Here is a 15,276-nt window from a genome sequence, read left to right as displayed (position 1 = left end):
ACGAACGAACGCGCGGACAGAACCCAGCCTGTCCGATCTGCAGCGTCATCCAAATGGTGTTATTGTGCGTTGCACAACGACGGATCGCGGCAAAACGCCACGATGTGTCGGACCCTTTTACGAGGCCATAGATGACGAAAAATCTGACGAAGCTATGGGCAGGTGGCATGCGACGTCTGCTCGCCATCCAGACCCGGGCGACCCGCGACGCCCTGAAAGGCGCGGGGATCGATGCACCCAAGCCGCAGGCAATCTGGCGCGCCGCTCAGGCCGCGGCCGAGCAGGCGGCCAGCCGAGTGACGCCGGGGCAGGCGCACAGCGGCGCGCCGGTGCGCGAGTCGCGCGTGGGTCCGCGTGCGGCCGCCTGGGCCGCGGGCGAATGGCGCCGCGCGGATCACCTTGTACCGGCGAACGACCTGCATGCCGGACGTTCCCTGCCTTACGGGCTGTACCTGCCGACGGCGCGCAAGACGCGGGGCATGCCGCTCGTCGTGATGCTGCACGGCTGCAAGCAGTCGATGGATTCCTTCGCCGAAGGCACCCGCATGAATCTGCTCGCCGACCGTCATGGCTTCGCGGTGGTGTATCCCGAGCAGTCGGAACGCGCGCATCCGCATCAATGCTGGCATTGGTACGACTCGCGCGACGCGGCGGGCGGCGGCGAGGCGGCATCCGTCGTTTCGCTGGTCGATGCGCTCGTCGAGGAGCATGGCTTCGACCGCTCGCGCGTCTATCTGGCCGGTTTGTCAGCGGGAGCAGGGCTCGCGATGCTGCTCGCGGTGCGCTCACCCAGCCGTTTCGCCGCCATCGCGCTGCATTCCGGCCCCGCTTTCGGTGAGGCGCGCTCGGGCGTGACGGCGCTCGATGTGATGCGGCGCGGCGTGCACCACGATCCAGTGGCGCTCGTCGATACCCAATTGGGCGAGCGCATCCATCCGGGCATGCCCGCGATCGTCGTGCAGGGCGAGGTGGACGCCGTCGTCGCGCCCGTCAACGCGGAACAGCTCGCGCTGCAACTGTTGCGTTTGAACGGTCTTGCGGATACGCGCGGCGTGCGTCAAGGCGTCGTGTCGCGCGAGACCTTCAAGGACGGTTATCGCGAGCAGGATTACGAGCTCGACGGCGCGAGTGTCGTGCGACTGTGCCGCGTGGCGGGCCTCGACCACGCCTGGAGCGGCGGCGACGACACCGTACCGTTCCACTCCTCGACGGGACCGGACGCGAGCACGTTGATCTGGGACTTTTTCGAGGTTCATCGCCGGGAGGCCTTCGACGAGGCCTACGACGCCGAATTGACACAGGACGTTGGTTAAAAGCGACTACGGGTAATTTAGGTGTTTACCCTTAACAGGGTTTACCCTATAATGGCTTCATTCGATTCGCGGGCACGTGCCCGTCAAAGAAGGGTCAAATCATGTACCTGCTCAGCCGTCTTTTCCTTTTCCTCTCCGAAACTGCAGAAGCTCGCCGCCAGCAGCGCGAGGAAGCGTACCTCGCGCAGTCCGTCGATATCTACGATCTCGAGTTCCGCATGCGCAAGATGGATCGCGAGAAGGCCACGCGCCACCCGTCGTGGATGAACCATTACGGCTAAGCAGGAATGCAGCCCCCGCTAACGGGGCAAAATGAAAACGGCGCCAAAAGGCGCCGTTTTTGCGTTTTGACTTTGAAGGACTACCGCGCCGCCGGTCAGCGTCCCGAGTCCGGCATTTCCGCGGCCTGCTTTTCCTGCACGCCAAAGCAGCCGCGATAGGTCGCGTAGAACGAGCAATAGAGCATCGTCGTCACGATGATGAGCGCGGGCATCAGGATCGCCACCGTGAAGTCGCCGGCGCCGAGCGCGCGCAGCAGCGTCGACAGGCCGATCGATACGACCGTCGAGACGGCGAACCACAGCGCCCCATACACCATGAACGCGCCCTTGTTGCGCCAGCAGCTCACGATGCTGAAGAACAGGGCCTTCACGGGCGGCACGTCGTGCCACGCCGTGAGCACGGGCGCAAACCAGAACAGCATCGACACCGGCACGTAGCAGAGCAGCGAAGCAAGCACCGCGAGCGGCACGTCGCTGTTGGCGAGCGCTTGCGCGTCGAGGTCGCCGCCGATCGTCATCAGCCGCAATAGCGCGCCGCCGTCCACGAACGCAGACGCGGCCAGCACCAGCAACATCGCCCCCACGTAAATCGCCCCGAGCACCAGCAGTTGCTTCGCCACGTTGCTGCCGTACGAACGAAAGCCGTCGATCAGAATGGTCGGGAACACCGGTTTGCCCGCGATCGTGTTGCGGCACGCCGCCATGAAGCCGACGGCCACGCCGGGCACGAACAGCAGTGGCAGCACGCCGCCGATCACGGGAATGGCGGAAATCAGCGTCATCGCCAGCAAATAGGCGAAAAACAGCGTGAGAAACGCGAGCGGATTGCGGCGGAACAGCCAGATACCCTGGCGGAACCAGATGTAGCCCGTCTTCGCGGGGACTTCAATTAGTTGCATGGGCGATGGGGCAAGGCGTGATGGGAACCCGCCTCGCTGCCGGCGAGGCGCTCGCGCAGGATGCGCTCGAAGTGGCCGGGATCGTGCGGCTTGAGCAGTTCGGCCGAGCGCGGCAGGTGGAAATCATACAGGCGCGAGACCCAAAAGCGGTACGCGCCTGCGCGCAGCATGTCCATCCAGTGCCGCGTTTCCTCGGGCGTGAATGGGCGCACGGTCTGGTAGGCGCGCAGGAGCGCGTCGGCGCGCGCCGCGTCGAGCTTGCCGGTGGCGAGGTCGACGCACCAGTCGTTCACGGTCACGGCCACGTCGAAGAGCCACTTGTCGCAGCCGGCGAAATAGAAGTCGAAGAAGCCGCCCAGCCGAACTTCGTGGCCCGGCGCCGGGTGCGAGTGCGCGAACATCGCGTTGTCGCGGAACAGGTCGCAGTGGCACGGACCGCCCGGCAGCGCCGCGTAGTCGGCCGAGCCGAAGAATGCGCGCTGATGGTCGAGTTCGCTCGTGAGGAGGGTGCGCTGGGCGTCGTCCAGAAACGGCAGCACCGTCGGCACCGTTTCTTCCCACCATGAAAGGCTGCGCAGATTCGGCTGGTCGCCGCGGTAGTCGCGGCCCGCCAGGTGCATACGCGCGAGCATCTGGCCCACTTCCGCGCAGTGCTCCACGCCGGGCGCGAGTTCGGGCTTGCCTTCGAGCTTCGAGACGATGGCCGCGGGCTTGCCGTGCAGCAGGCCGAAGAGCGCGCCGTCCTTGCGCGGCATGGGGTCGGGTACCGGCACCCGATGCGAGGCGAGGTGCCGCATCAGGTCGAGGTAGAACGGCAGTTGTTCGGCCGTCAGCTTTTCGAAGATCGTCAGGACGTATTCGCCGCGCGTCGTCGTCAGGAAGAAGTTGCTGTTCTCAATGCCGGACTGGATGCCGCGAAATTCGACGACATCGCCGAGATCGTAGTCGCGCAGCCATTGGGCAAGCTCTTGGTCGGTGACAGCGGTGAAGACGGCCATGCAAGAAGGTCGGTTGATTGGTAATGGCGGGTCGGCGAACGCTGCGAGGTGCTGCCCGAGGGGCTTGCAGGCGTGTCCGGCTCAGGCGCGATGGCCGCGGCCCGGCTCATGGGGCGGCGCACATGGCGTTGGCGCGGGCATGCCCAACAAAGGCATGCGCGCGCCCGGATGGCTCAGTAATGCAGGTTGATCGACGGCAGGCGCGTGCTGGCCTGGCCGTTGTTGCGCACTTGCGGCGAGGTGTCGGGGTTCGCGCTCATCGTGTAGCGCGTGCCGAAGTTCGAATGCACGTTGATCTCGACGGGCTTGCCCTTGTCGCGGAACTCGGTGATTTCGGTGCCGTTCGGGCTCACTTCGTGATAGCTGGGCACGCGCGGCACGTCGTTGATGTCGACCTTCGAGGTGACGCGTGCGGCCGGCTTGTTGTTGATCGCAGCCAGATCGGGCAGGCCCGCGCGTTCGTTCTCCGATTGCGCGGATTGTGCCTCGACGGCGGTCTTTGCGTCGTCGGCCGGCGCGGCCATGGCGACCCCGCTGAAAGCGAGCGTCACCGCGACGGCGGCAAGAAGGTGCGACTTCATGGTCATTCTCCGATGGGATGCCCCAATTCTAGCAAATCCGGGCGCTTTGCCCCATGTCGCTCAAGCGCTGCGGCCCGCGCCCGGCGGGCGGTGCGCGGCGCTCGCAGCGCTGTCGCGGCGGGTGCTCCAAAAGCCCTCGGCGCGGCCAGGTCCGTCGCCAGAAAGTCGCACCTTCCGTGGTAATGTGGACCCATCAAACGGAGAGGCGAACGAAGATGAACAACGATAGCTACCTGCGGCCCCTCATGACGCCGGCGCACGACTTCCCGGACGAGTTTTTCGAAGACGCCGCCGACGCCGTGGCGCGCCTCTCGAGCATCTACGAAGCGAATACGTCGTTCCTGCGCGATGCGTTTGCGCGCTATCGCCGCGGCGAGGCATTCGAGCGCCGTGTGCGCGCGTGCTACCCGTTCGTGCGCATCCGCACCAACGTCAACACGCATATCGACTCGCGCCGCTCGTACGGTTTCGTGGCGGGCCCCGGCGTGTTCGAGACCACGGTGACGCGGCCCGATCTTTTCGGCAATTACTACCGCGAGCAGTTGCGTCTGCTGGCGAAGAACCATCATGTGGGCATCGAAGTGGGCGTGTCGGATCAGCCGATTCCCGTGCACTTCGCGTTCGCCGAAGGCATCCACCTCGAAGGCGATCTCGACCGCGAGCGCCTCTTCGCCATGCGCGACGTGTTCGATACGCCCGATCTCGCGCAGCTCGACGACCGCATCGTGAACGGCACCTTCGAGCCGGAGCCCGGCGAGCCGCATCCGCTTGCGCTCTTCACCGCGCCGCGCGTGGACTTTTCGCTGCATCGGCTCAGGCACTACACGGCCACGTCGCCCACGCACGTGCAGAACTACGTGCTCTACACGAACTACCAGTTCTATATCGACGAGTTCGTGAAGCTCGGCCGCGCGATGATGGCGCATACCGACGACGCGGACCTGCGCAACTATCGCAGCGAATACACCTCGTTCGTCGAGCCCGGCGACGTGGTCACCTACAACGCGAACCTGGGCGAACAGGACGACGAAGGCACGGCGCCCGCGCGCCTGCCGCAAATGCCGGCCTACCACCTCAAGCGTGCGGACGGCAGCGGTATCACGATGATCAACATCGGTGTGGGACCTTCGAACGCGAAGACGATCACCGACCACATTGCCGTGCTGCGTCCGCATGCGTGGATCATGCTTGGCCACTGCGCGGGCTTGCGCAACACGCAGCGTCTGGGCGACTACGTGCTCGCGCACGGCTATGTGCGCGAGGATCACGTGCTCGACGCCGACTTGCCGCTGTGGGTGCCGATTCCGGCGCTCGCCGAAGTGCAACTCGCGCTCGAGCGCGCGGTCGCGGAGGTCACGAAGCTCGACGGTGTGGAACTCAAGCGCGTGATGCGCACGGGGACGGTGGCGAGCGTCGACAACCGCAACTGGGAGCTGCGCGATCATCGCGAGCCGGTGCAACGCCTCTCGCAAAGCCGCGCGATCGCGCTCGACATGGAAAGCGCAACCATTGCCGCGAACGGATTCCGCTTTCGCGTGCCGTATGGCACCTTGCTGTGCGTGTCCGACAAGCCGCTGCACGGCGAACTCAAGCTGCCGGGCATGGCCGATTCGTTCTATCGCGCGCAAGTCGATCAGCATCTGCAGATCGGCGTGAAGGCGATGGAGATCCTGCGCACGAACGGCTTGCACAAGCTCCATAGCCGGAAATTGCGCAGCTTCGCCGAGGTGGCGTTCCAGTAGCCGCTTGATGGCTGGCCGGCGCGCGGTGAGCGCCGGCCAGTCTGTCGAATTGCGCTGTTGCCTTTTATCAATTCGGATGCCGAATCATTCGGCGTCGCTTACTGCCCGAACCCCGTCAGCCCAATCAAACTTCCCGCGCCAAGCAGCCACAGCGGATGAATCTTCGTGCGAAACGCGAGCACGGCGCACACGCCGGTAATCGCCCAGGCGATCCACGATGGATCGGAGGCCCGCGCGATCAGCACGGCGCTCGCGGCCACGAGACCCGCCGTCACCGGCACGAGGCCCTTTTGCGCGATGCGCCGCCACGGGCGGTCCTTGAAGCGATCCCATGCATGCAGCGCGGCGATCGTGACGAGCGACGACGGCCCGAACTTCGCAATCGACGTGACCAGCATGCCTGCCCAGCCGGCCACGTGCCAGCCCACCAGCGTCACGACCATCATGTTCGGGCCCGGGGCGGCCTGGGCAAGCGCGAATAGCGCGCTGAACTCGCTCGCCGGCATCCAGTGGTGGACCTCGACGACCTGACGCTGCATCTCGGGCAGGATCGTGTTGCCGCCGCCGAAAGCGAGCAGCGAGAGCTGGCCGAAGATCGCGGCGAGCGCAACGAGTGTGGCGCTCATCGCGAGCCTCCTTCCTTGCGCGCCGCGCGTGCCGCGAGCGCGATGCCGATTGGCGTGAGCACGAGCATGGTGGGCAAGAGCGGCGTGCGCAGCACGGCAATGGCTACGAAGCCGAACGTAGCGACGACGGCCGCGGCCGGATCGCGCCGCAGCGGCAGCACGATTTTCAGGGCCATCGAAACGAGCAGCCCGGCGGCGGCCGCGGCGAGCCCCACGAACAGATGCCGCACGTGCGGGTCGTCTTGCGTGCGCTCGTAGAGCACGCCGAGCCCGATCACGACGAGCGACGGACCCGCGATCAGGCCGAGGATGCCGGCGAGCGCGCCGCGCCATCCCTGAAAGCGCATGCCGAGCGCGACCGAGAGATTGATGACGTTGCCGCCCGGCAAAAACTGGCAGAGGCCGAGCAGATCGGTGAACTCGCCGGCGGTGAGCCAGCGGCGCTGCTCGACGATGGTGCGGCGCGCCAACGGCAGCGCACCGCCAAACGACGTGAAGCCGAGCCCGAGAAAGCCGAGGAACAGATCGCGTACCGACGGCGTGTGCAGGCCGTCGTCCGCGCCATGTCCGGCTGCGGCGGGCGATGAAATGGGTTGTTTCATGAATGGAAGGGACCTCTGAGGCAAGTTCGGAGATTAAGCCCAATCGCGCGCGCGGCAAAACGATTTCTATGGCGCGCTCTTGTGATCTACACTCACAAGCATGGCACGCTCCCTTCCTCCCTTTCCCGCGCTGCGCGCGTTCGAAGCCGCTGCACGGCACAACAGCTTTTCCGCTGCGGCGGGCGAGCTCAATGTGACTCACGGTGCCATTAGCCGGCAGGTGGCCGCGCTCGAAGCGTGGGTCGGCGTGCAGGTGTTTCACCGGCACGGCAAGCGGGTCGCGCTGACCGAGGACGGGCGGCGCTACCTCGCCGCCGTGCAGTCGGCATTCGACGACATCGCGCGCGCAACCACTCAGCTGCGCGACACGGGCGTGGTGCACGTGCTGCGCGTGAGCGCGCTGCCTACCTTCGCGATGAAATGGCTGCTGCCGCGGCTCTCGCAGTTTCAGCGCCTCGCGCCGAACGTCGAGTTGCGCCTGTCGACTTCGAACGCGCCGGTCGAGACGCTCGAAGGCTTCGACGTGGCCGTGCGGCGCGGTCCGGCCCACTGGCCCGACTGCGAGGCCGGTCATTTTCTCGACGAGATGGAATTGCCGGTATGCAGTCCAGCGCTGCTCAAGCGCGCGCCGATTCATCAGGCGAGCGATCTTGCGCGTCACGTGCTGCTACATTCGGACACGCGGCCCGATGCGTGGCGCACCTGGCTTGCGGCCGCAGGCGTGAAAGCCAAATGCCGCAAGAAGCAGTCGTTCGACCACTTCTATCTGGCTTTGCAGGCTGCCGTGGATGGTCTGGGCGTTGCACTCGGCCCGCTGCCGCTGCTCGACGACGAACTCGCGTCGGGGCGTCTCGTCACGCCGCTCGCGGGGCCGCATCTCGACGCGCGCGGCTACTGGTGGGTGGCGCGCCGCGAGGTGGCACAAGCGCCGCTCGTCTTGCAGTTTTGCCGCTGGCTGGAGGAGCAGGCGAGCGCGCGGGCGCCGCTCGGTGCATCGGGCGTGCCCGCAAGCGCGGAGAAAGCATGAGGCGAGTGATGCGCTGAGGCGCGAGCGGTGCGAAGGCCTACGGAAACGTTATCTGCAGGCCATCCGCACGCTGCGCCGCAAGCGGTGCATCAGAGATAGAACATCCGGTCTTCGTCGGAGTCGCGGTCGCTGCGCGCCGGATGCTCCTTGCCGGTATCTTCGGCGGTGTCCGCATCTTCGTAGAACTTGAGAACGGCTTCGAGCACCTGGTCCGGGTCGTCGATCACCTGCATCAGGTCCAAGTCTTCGGGATTGATGAGACCCATGGGCACGAGCGCCGAGCGGAACCAGTCGAGCAGGCCCTTCCAGAAGTCGGCGCCCACCAGAATGATGGGCACGTGACGCGACTTTTTCGTCTGGATGAGCGTGAGCACTTCGGCCAGTTCGTCGAGCGTGCCGAAGCCGCCGGGCATGACGATCACGGCGTCCGAGTTCTTCACGAACGTGACCTTGCGCGTGAAGAAATGGCGGAAGCGCAGCGAGATGTCCTGCCACTGGTTGCCCGACTGCTCGTGCGGCAATTCGATGTTCAGGCCGACGGAAGGCGACTTGCCCGCATGCGCGCCCTGGTTCGCGGCTTCCATGATGCCGGGGCCGCCGCCGGAGATCACGGCGAAGCCCGCATCGGACACCTTGCGCGCGATGGTGGTGGCGAGCTGAAAGTACTCCGACTCCGGTTTCAGGCGGGCGGAACCGTAGATGCTGACCGCCGGCCGGATCTCGGACAGGTACTCGGTCGCCTCGATAAACTCTGCCATAATCGTGAACATCTGCCACGATGCGCGCGCCTTCTTGGCCGTCGCGCGCTCTTGATCTGCGAGTGAACGCAGACTCGGAATCACTTTTCTCTTGTCCATAATGCCTGAAGAACTACGCGTGGATACAAAGCTGAAGCTACAAAACGGGCTGGAAGGTAAGACCCTGCTGCTGGTCGACGGTTCTAGCTACCTCTATCGGGCCTTCCATGCGATGCCGGATCTGCGCGGTCCTGACGGCGAACCCACGGGCGCGCTATACGGCATCATCAACATGCTGCGTCGCATGCGCAAGGACGTTACGGCAGAGTATAGCGCGTGCGTGTTCGATGCAAAGGGCAAGACGTTCCGCGACGACTGGTACCCCGAGTACAAGGCCAACCGGCCTTCCATGCCCGAGCCGCTCGCTGCACAAATCGAGCCCATTCACACGGCCGTGCGCGCGCTCGGCTGGCCGCTGCTGATGATCGAAGGCGTGGAGGCCGACGACGTGATCGGCACGCTCGCGCATCAGGCCGAGAAGCTCGGCATGAAGGTCATCGTTTCCACCGGCGACAAGGACCTCGCGCAGCTCGTGACAGACCACGTCACGCTCATCAACACGATGACGAATGAAACGCTCGATCGCGAAGGCGTGATCGCCAAGTTCGGCGTGCCGCCGGAGCGCATCATCGATTATCTCTCGCTCATCGGCGACACCGTCGACAACGTGCCGGGCGTGAACAAGTGCGGCCCGAAAACGGCGGTCAAGTGGCTCACGCAATACGACTCGCTCGACGGCGTGATCGCGCATGCGGATGAAATCAAGGGTGCAGTGGGCGGCTATCTGCGCGACGCGCTCGACTTCCTGCCGATGGCGAGAAAGCTCGTCACGGTGGAAACGGCTTGCGATCTCACGCCGCATCTCGAGTCGATCGAAGCGTCGCTCGCCACGCGAGCCGAAGCGCGCGAAGAGCTGCGCGATATTTTCGCGCGCCACGGCTTCAAGACCTGGCTGCGCGAAGTCACCGAAGCGAGTCAGCAGAGCGAGACGGTGCCCGCCGCGACCCAGGGCGACGTGCCCGAAAAAGATGCGATCGTGCAGCCCGCGCTGTTCGTCGATGCCCCGCGCCATTACGAAACGATCCAGACGTGGCCGCAGTTCGACACGTGGCTCAGGCGCATCGAAGCCGCCGAACTCACCGCGTTCGACACCGAGACCACGGCGCTCGACCCGATGGTCGCGAAGCTCGTCGGCATCTCGTTCTCGACGGAACCCGGTGTGGCCGCCTATGTGCCGCTCGCACATCGCGGCCCGGACGCGCCCGATCAACTGCCGCAGGACGAAGTGCTTGCGCGCCTGAAGCCCTGGCTCGAAAGCGGGAAGCACAAGAAAGTCGGCCAGCACATGAAGTACGACGAGCAGGTGCTCGCGAACTACGGTATCGAGCTCAATGGGGTGGAGCATGACACGCTGCTCGAATCGTATGTGCTCGAATCGCATCGCAGCCACGACATGGACAGCCTCGCGCTGCGCCATCTGGGCATCAAGACGATCAAGTACGAAGAGGTAGCGGGCAAGGGCGCGCAGCAGATCGGCTTCGACGACGTCTCGCTCGAAAGGGCCGCCGAATACGCTGCCGAAGACGCCGATGTCACGCTGCAACTGCATCGCGCGCTCTATCCGCAGATCGCGCCCGAGAAGGGCCTCGATCACGTGTATCGCAACATCGAACTGCCCACATCGCGCGTGCTGCGCAAGATCGAGCGCAACGGTGTGCTGATCGACTCCGAGAGGCTCGAAAAGCAGAGCGCGGAAATTGCCGTGCGGCTCATCGCGCTCGAAGAGGAAGCGTATGCGCTCGCGGGCGGCGAATTCAATCTGGGCTCGCCCAAGCAGATCGGCCAGATCTTCTTCGAGAAGCTGCAGCTGCCGGTCGTGAAGAAAACGCCGAGCGGCGCGCCTTCCACCGACGAAGAAGTGCTGCAAAAGCTCGCCGAAGATTACCCGCTGCCCAAGATCCTGCTCGAGCATCGCGGGCTTGCGAAGCTCAAGTCCACGTACACCGACAAGCTGCCGCGCATGGTGAATGCGCAAACGGGCCGCGTGCACACGAACTACGCGCAGGCGGTGGCGGTCACGGGCCGTCTTGCGTCGAACGATCCGAATCTGCAGAACATTCCCGTGCGCACAGGCGAAGGCCGGCGCATTCGCGAGGCGTTCATCGCGCCGCCGGGGCACAAGATCGTTTCCGCCGACTATTCGCAGATCGAACTGCGCATCATGGCGCATATCTCGGGCGACGAGTCGCTGCTCGCGGCGTTCGCGCGCGGCGACGACATTCACCGCGCCACGGCTTCCGAGGTGTTCAGCGTCACGCCGCTCGAAGTGAGCGCGGACCAGCGGCGCATCGCCAAGGTCATCAATTTCGGCCTGATTTACGGCATGAGCGCGTTCGGCCTCGCATCGAATCTCGGCATTACGCGCGACGCGGCGAAGCTTTATATCGACCGCTATTTCGCGCGCTATCCGGGCGTGGCGCGCTATATGGACGAAACGCGCATGGACGCGAAGTCGCGCGGCTATGTCGAGACCGTCTTCGGGCGCCGCCTGTGGCTGCCCGAGATCAACGGCGGCAACGGCCCGCGCCGCCAGGCCGCCGAGCGCGCCGCCATCAACGCGCCCATGCAAGGCACGGCCGCCGACCTCATCAAGCTTTCCATGGTCGCGGTGCAGAAGTGGCTCGACGAACGCAAGATCGGCACGAAGATGATCATGCAGGTGCACGATGAACTCGTGCTCGAAGTGCCGGGCGACGAACTCGCCGAAGTGCGCAAGCGCTTGCCCGAGCTGATGTGCTCGGTGGCGCAGCTCAAGGTGCCGCTCGTCGCCGAAGTGGGCGTGGGCGAGAACTGGGAAGAGGCGCACTGAAGGCGTTGTAGTGCTTAGTGAAGCTCTACTAAGTACATACTGAATGCGAAGTGCCGCCGCAAAAGCCGTAACCAGGACGTAACTGCCCGCGCGCGATAAGGCAAGCCTCGCGTGCGTGATGTCGCGAATGCGCGCCGCAAGGGTTGCCGCCGCGCGCTCCGTCAGCCGACAATGATTTGATTGAAGGCCGGTGCCTCGCACGTCACGTTGTCGACGCATCGGCCTTTCTATCGCCTTTCGACATGCACGGAGAGTCTATGCATCGCTTTATCGTTGTGGGAGGAGGCGCAGGCGGGCTGGAGCTGGCAACACGGCTCGGCGATCGTTACGGCGAGGCGCGCGCGAAGCGGGGCAAGCCGCAAGCGGCATCGATCACGCTGGTCGACCGCAATCCAACGCATATCTGGAAACCGCTCCTGCACGAAGTCGCGGCGGGCAGCATGGACCCATTCACGCATCAGCTCGAATATCCGGCGCAGGCGCGCTGGCATGGCTTCGAGTTCCAGCAGGGCGAGCTGACCGGGCTCGACCGCGCGGCAAAGCGCATCACGCTCGGGCGCGTGCTCGACGAAGACGGCGCGGAAATGCTGCCCGAGCGCGTGCTCGAATACGACACGCTCGTGCTCGCAATCGGAAGCACGACGCATTTTTTCGGCGTGCCGGGCGCGGCCGAGAATTCCATCGCGCTCGACACCGTCGAGCAGGCCGAGCGGTTTCGCAAGCGTTTGATCGCCGCGTGCATGCGCGCCGAACATCAAGCGCCCGAAAAAGTCGCGGTGGAGGTGACGGCGGACGACCTCGCGCCGGCCATGGACGCCGGCGCCGAGCCGCGCGTGCAGGTGGCGATCATCGGCGCGGGCGCGACGGGCGTCGAGCTTTCCGCCGAGCTGCGCAACACCGCGCAGGTGCTGTCGGCCTATGGACTGCACAAGCTCGATCCGCGCAACGACGTGGGCATCGTGCTGATCGAGGCCGGCCCGCGCATCCTGCCCGCGCTGCCGGAGCGCGTTTCTTCGGCGACAGGCGAGCTGCTGAACAAGCTCGGCGTGAAGCTGCTGACGAGCGAACGCGTGATCGAAGTGGCGCCTGGCGTCGTGCGCACCGCGAGCGGCAAGAACCTGCGCGCGGACCTCACGGTCTGGGCCGCTGGCATTACCGCGCCGGCTGTGCTCTCGCGGCTCGACGGTCTCACCGTCAACAAGCTCGGCCAACTGATCGTGCGCCGTACGCTGCAAACGGAACTCGACGACAACATCTTCGCGCTCGGCGACTGCGCGGCCTGCGAATGGCCGGGCCACGAACGCGGTGTGCCGCCGCGCGCGCAAGCCGCACACCAGCAGGCCACTTTCCTGTTCAAGTCGCTGGGCAATCTGCTCGCCGGCAAGCCGCTGGAAGAGTTCACCTATCGCGACTTCGGCTCGCTGGTGTCGCTCGGGCACTTCAGCGCGGTCGGCAACCTGATGGGCGGGCTGATCGGCGGGAATATGTTGATCGAAGGGTTGTTTGCCCGTTTCATGTACATGTCGCTGTACCGGCTGCACATCGCGGCGCTGCACGGCTACGCGCGCATGGTGCTCGACACCTTCGCGCACTGGCTGCGCCGCACGACGTTGCCGCGCGTGAAGCTGCACTGAGCGGCTGCACCGTGCGGCGCTTGTGTCCGGGGCGGCGCTATTCTGCCTGTTTCCGCTGTTTGATCTATCTTCAAGGAGCGCTGCATGCTGAAACCCGAAGTCGATAGCCTCGTCCCGCACGTGCCGTTCGATCGGCGCACCTTCATCAAGGCGGCGCTCGGCAGCGGATTCGCCGCTGCCGTGCTGCCCGTCTCGGCGCAAACCATCCACACCGACAGCGAAGGCCTCGAAGCCGGCGAGATCGGCTTCCAGTCCGGCGGCACGCTCATCCCGGCGTATCGCGCGCAGCCGCGCGGCAAGACGCACTTGCCGGTGATCATCGTGATCCACGAGATCTTCGGCGTGCACGAGCATATCGCCGATGTGTGCCGCCGCTTTGCGAAGCTCGGCTATCTGGCCATCGCGCCGGACTTCTTCGTGCGTCAGGGGGATGCCTCGGCGTACCCGACAGTGCAGCAAATCAGCGAGAACATCGCGAGCAAGGTGCCCGATGCACAGGTGCTCGGCGACATCGATGCGGCGCTTGTCTGGGCTGGCGAGAACGGTGGCGATCTGAAGCGCGTGGGCGTCAATGGCTTCTGTTGGGGCGGGGTCTACACGTGGCTCTATGCCGAGCACAATCCGCGCATCAAGGCGGCGGTTTCCTGGTATGGCCGCGTGGCGGGCGCACACACGGAAAATTCGCCGCAGAATCCGCTCGATCTCGCGGGCAATCTGCAGGTGCCGGTACTCGGCATGTATGGCTTGCAGGACAACAGCATTCCGCAGAACACGCTCGAGCAGATGAAGGCCGCCATCGCGCAGGGTCCGCAGGATGGGCGCGGCTCGCAAATCGTCGTGTACAACGATGCGGGCCACGCGTTCTTCGCGGACTACCGGCCGAGCTATCGCAAGGCCGATGCGGAGGATGGCTGGAAGCGCGCGATTGCCTGGTTCAAGGAGCACGGCGTGGTGTGACGCCGTGCCCGGCTCCGGATACCCGGCTCAGGGGTTGGGGCCAGTCGCGACCGGCCGCGACGCGTCGGCGCTCCATTCGCTCCACGAACCGGGATAGAGCGCCGCGCCGTGCAGGCCGGCAATCTCCATCGCGAGCGCATTGTGGCAGGCGGTCACGCCCGAGCCGCATTGCAGGACCACGTGTTCGGGCGTGATGCCCGGCAGCACCGCCGTAAAATCTTCGCGCAGCGCATGCGCCGACTTGAAGCGGCCGTCCGGCGTGAGATTGTCCTGATAAAACCGATTGCGCGCGCCAGGAATATGGCCGCCCACCGGGTCGATCGTTTCGTTCTCGCCGCGATAGCGGTCGGCGGCGCGCGCGTCGACGACCGTGAGTTCGTGCGTGGCGAGATTGCGGACGATGGCCTGCGCGTCCACCGTCACCTGCAGCGGCGCGCCGGCCTTGAAGGTGCCGCGCGCGGGTGTCGGCACGTCGCGCACGAGCGGGAAGCCCGCGGCTTCCCACGCCTTGAGGCCGCCGTCGAGCACGGCCACCGAGTCGTGGCCGAGCCAGCGCAGGAGCCACCACAGGCGGGCGGCGTAGGCGCCGCCTTGCGCGTCGTACGCCACGACCTGCTGGCCTTCGTTGAGCCCGCGCAGCAGGAGTGTGGCAACGAGCGCCGAGCGGTCGGGCAGCGGATGGCGGCCGTTCTTGCCGGTTTTCGGGCCCGAGAGGTCGCGGTCCAGATGCAGGTATTGGGCGCCGGGCAGATGGCCGAGCGCATAGGCGTTCTCACCCGCGGCGGGATTGGCGAGATCGAAGCGGCAGTCGAAAACCAGCACGCTGCCCGGCGCGGCGGTCAGGCGTTCGTGCAGATTGGCGGCCGAGATCAGCGTGGTGTAGTGCGTGTGGGGCATGACGGCTCCTTGAATCGTGCAAGGCCGCCCTCTCTCGCGATGCGACGGCCCGG

The 15,276-nt window shown here is 65.5% G+C and carries 14 protein-coding genes; 7 read left to right on the top strand and 7 right to left on the bottom strand.

The genetic code is table 11. The features are described from left to right. Window positions 1-131: 131 nt before the first annotated feature. Both BFD71_RS00545 and BFD71_RS00540 read left to right on the top strand, forming a co-directional pair. Window positions 132-1,313 carry an extracellular catalytic domain type 1 short-chain-length polyhydroxyalkanoate depolymerase gene (locus tag BFD71_RS00545; protein WP_069261348.1) on the top strand — a complete coding sequence of 394 codons (1,182 nt, stop codon included), beginning with the start codon at window positions 132-134 and terminating at the stop codon, window positions 1,311-1,313. Between the two features lie 101 nt (window positions 1,314-1,414). Then, complete coding sequence (locus BFD71_RS00540; protein WP_042269847.1) at window positions 1,415-1,594, top strand: DUF3563 family protein; 180 nt, start codon at window positions 1,415-1,417, stop codon at window positions 1,592-1,594. A 95-nt stretch (window positions 1,595-1,689) separates the two neighbouring features. On the opposite strand, the gene BFD71_RS00535 is transcribed toward BFD71_RS00540, so the two are convergent. From BFD71_RS00535 to BFD71_RS00525, 3 genes are all read right to left on the bottom strand, one after another. Then, entirely contained in the window at window positions 1,690-2,493 is an 804-nt protein-coding gene (locus BFD71_RS00535; RefSeq protein ID WP_069261347.1) for a BPSS1780 family membrane protein, read from the bottom strand. Then, a complete protein-coding gene (locus BFD71_RS00530; protein ID WP_069261346.1) occupies window positions 2,484-3,491 on the bottom strand; it encodes a homoserine kinase in 1,008 nt (335 codons plus the stop codon). Before BFD71_RS00530 ends, BFD71_RS00535 begins: the two co-directional genes overlap by 10 nt. Window positions 3,492-3,664: 173 nt before the next feature. Beyond that, entirely contained in the window at window positions 3,665-4,072 is a 408-nt protein-coding gene (locus tag BFD71_RS00525; protein ID WP_069261345.1) for a hypothetical protein, read from the bottom strand. A 245-nt stretch (window positions 4,073-4,317) separates the two neighbouring features. Here BFD71_RS00525 and BFD71_RS00520 point away from each other — a divergent pair, with 245 nt between their 5' ends. Further along, window positions 4,318-5,814, top strand: coding sequence for an AMP nucleosidase (locus tag BFD71_RS00520; protein WP_370684239.1), 1,497 nt, complete (start codon window positions 4,318-4,320; stop codon window positions 5,812-5,814). Between the two features lie 98 nt (window positions 5,815-5,912). Here the strand turns inward: BFD71_RS00520 and BFD71_RS00515 are convergent, their stop codons facing one another. Further along, entirely contained in the window at window positions 5,913-6,440 is a 528-nt protein-coding gene (locus BFD71_RS00515) for a chromate transporter (RefSeq protein ID WP_069261343.1), read from the bottom strand. Continuing rightward, window positions 6,437-7,042: a chromate transporter gene (locus BFD71_RS00510; RefSeq protein WP_083244975.1), complete on the bottom strand. Its 606-nt coding sequence runs from the start codon at window positions 7,040-7,042 to the stop codon at window positions 6,437-6,439. The genes BFD71_RS00515 and BFD71_RS00510 overlap by 4 nt, the downstream gene beginning before the upstream one ends. Before the next feature lie 100 nt (window positions 7,043-7,142). On the opposite strand from BFD71_RS00510, the gene BFD71_RS00505 reads away from it, so the two are divergent. Beyond that, window positions 7,143-8,069 carry a transcriptional regulator GcvA gene (locus tag BFD71_RS00505; protein WP_069261342.1) on the top strand — a complete coding sequence of 309 codons (927 nt, stop codon included), beginning with the start codon at window positions 7,143-7,145 and terminating at the stop codon, window positions 8,067-8,069. 89 nt (window positions 8,070-8,158) lie between these two features. On the opposite strand, the gene BFD71_RS00500 is transcribed toward BFD71_RS00505, so the two are convergent. Continuing rightward, window positions 8,159-8,926, bottom strand: a complete 768-nt coding sequence (locus BFD71_RS00500; RefSeq protein ID WP_069261341.1) for a TIGR00730 family Rossman fold protein — start codon at window positions 8,924-8,926, stop codon at window positions 8,159-8,161. 1 nt (window position 8,927) lies between these two features. Between BFD71_RS00500 and polA the strand changes: the two genes are divergently transcribed. The 3 genes from polA to BFD71_RS00485 all read left to right on the top strand — a co-directional run bounded on the left by polA (window position 8,928) and on the right by BFD71_RS00485 (window position 14,326). Then, window positions 8,928-11,735, top strand: a complete 2,808-nt coding sequence (polA, locus tag BFD71_RS00495; protein WP_069261340.1) for a DNA polymerase I — start codon at window positions 8,928-8,930, stop codon at window positions 11,733-11,735. A gap of 257 nt (window positions 11,736-11,992) precedes the next feature. Further along, window positions 11,993-13,369: an NAD(P)/FAD-dependent oxidoreductase gene (locus BFD71_RS00490; RefSeq protein WP_069261339.1), complete on the top strand. Its 1,377-nt coding sequence runs from the start codon at window positions 11,993-11,995 to the stop codon at window positions 13,367-13,369. 84 nt (window positions 13,370-13,453) lie between these two features. Further along, window positions 13,454-14,326: a dienelactone hydrolase family protein gene (locus tag BFD71_RS00485; RefSeq protein WP_069261338.1), complete on the top strand. Its 873-nt coding sequence runs from the start codon at window positions 13,454-13,456 to the stop codon at window positions 14,324-14,326. Between the two features lie 27 nt (window positions 14,327-14,353). Here BFD71_RS00485 and BFD71_RS00480 read toward each other — a convergent pair whose 3' ends face one another. Next, window positions 14,354-15,223 (bottom strand): sulfurtransferase, encoded by an 870-nt coding sequence (locus BFD71_RS00480; protein ID WP_069261337.1) that lies wholly within the window; start codon window positions 15,221-15,223, stop codon window positions 14,354-14,356. Window positions 15,224-15,276 lie beyond the last annotated feature (53 nt).

The organism is Paraburkholderia nodosa (assembly GCF_001718195.1).
Classification (GTDB): Bacteria; Pseudomonadota; Gammaproteobacteria; order Burkholderiales; family Burkholderiaceae; genus Paraburkholderia; species Paraburkholderia nodosa_A.
Note: the sequence above shows the minus strand (reverse complement) of the source record. Positions and strands in the feature narration are given on the sequence as shown.

Coding starts and splice junctions, on each gene's coding strand:
- BFD71_RS00545 (WP_069261348.1), top strand. CDS start 132: ATGACGAAAAATCTGACGAAGCTATGGGCAGGTGGCATGCGACGTCTG.
- BFD71_RS00540 (WP_042269847.1), top strand. CDS start 1,415: ATGTACCTGCTCAGCCGTCTTTTCCTTTTCCTCTCCGAAACTGCAGAA.
- BFD71_RS00535 (WP_069261347.1), bottom strand. CDS start 2,493: ATGCAACTAATTGAAGTCCCCGCGAAGACGGGCTACATCTGGTTCCGC.
- BFD71_RS00530 (WP_069261346.1), bottom strand. CDS start 3,491: ATGGCCGTCTTCACCGCTGTCACCGACCAAGAGCTTGCCCAATGGCTG.
- BFD71_RS00525 (WP_069261345.1), bottom strand. CDS start 4,072: ATGAAGTCGCACCTTCTTGCCGCCGTCGCGGTGACGCTCGCTTTCAGC.
- BFD71_RS00520 (WP_370684239.1), top strand. CDS start 4,318: ATGACGCCGGCGCACGACTTCCCGGACGAGTTTTTCGAAGACGCCGCC.
- BFD71_RS00515 (WP_069261343.1), bottom strand. CDS start 6,440: ATGAGCGCCACACTCGTTGCGCTCGCCGCGATCTTCGGCCAGCTCTCG.
- BFD71_RS00510 (WP_083244975.1), bottom strand. CDS start 7,042: ATGAAACAACCCATTTCATCGCCCGCCGCAGCCGGACATGGCGCGGAC.
- BFD71_RS00505 (WP_069261342.1), top strand. CDS start 7,143: ATGGCACGCTCCCTTCCTCCCTTTCCCGCGCTGCGCGCGTTCGAAGCC.
- BFD71_RS00500 (WP_069261341.1), bottom strand. CDS start 8,926: ATGGACAAGAGAAAAGTGATTCCGAGTCTGCGTTCACTCGCAGATCAA.
- polA (WP_069261340.1), top strand. CDS start 8,928: ATGCCTGAAGAACTACGCGTGGATACAAAGCTGAAGCTACAAAACGGG.
- BFD71_RS00490 (WP_069261339.1), top strand. CDS start 11,993: ATGCATCGCTTTATCGTTGTGGGAGGAGGCGCAGGCGGGCTGGAGCTG.
- BFD71_RS00485 (WP_069261338.1), top strand. CDS start 13,454: ATGCTGAAACCCGAAGTCGATAGCCTCGTCCCGCACGTGCCGTTCGAT.
- BFD71_RS00480 (WP_069261337.1), bottom strand. CDS start 15,223: ATGCCCCACACGCACTACACCACGCTGATCTCGGCCGCCAATCTGCAC.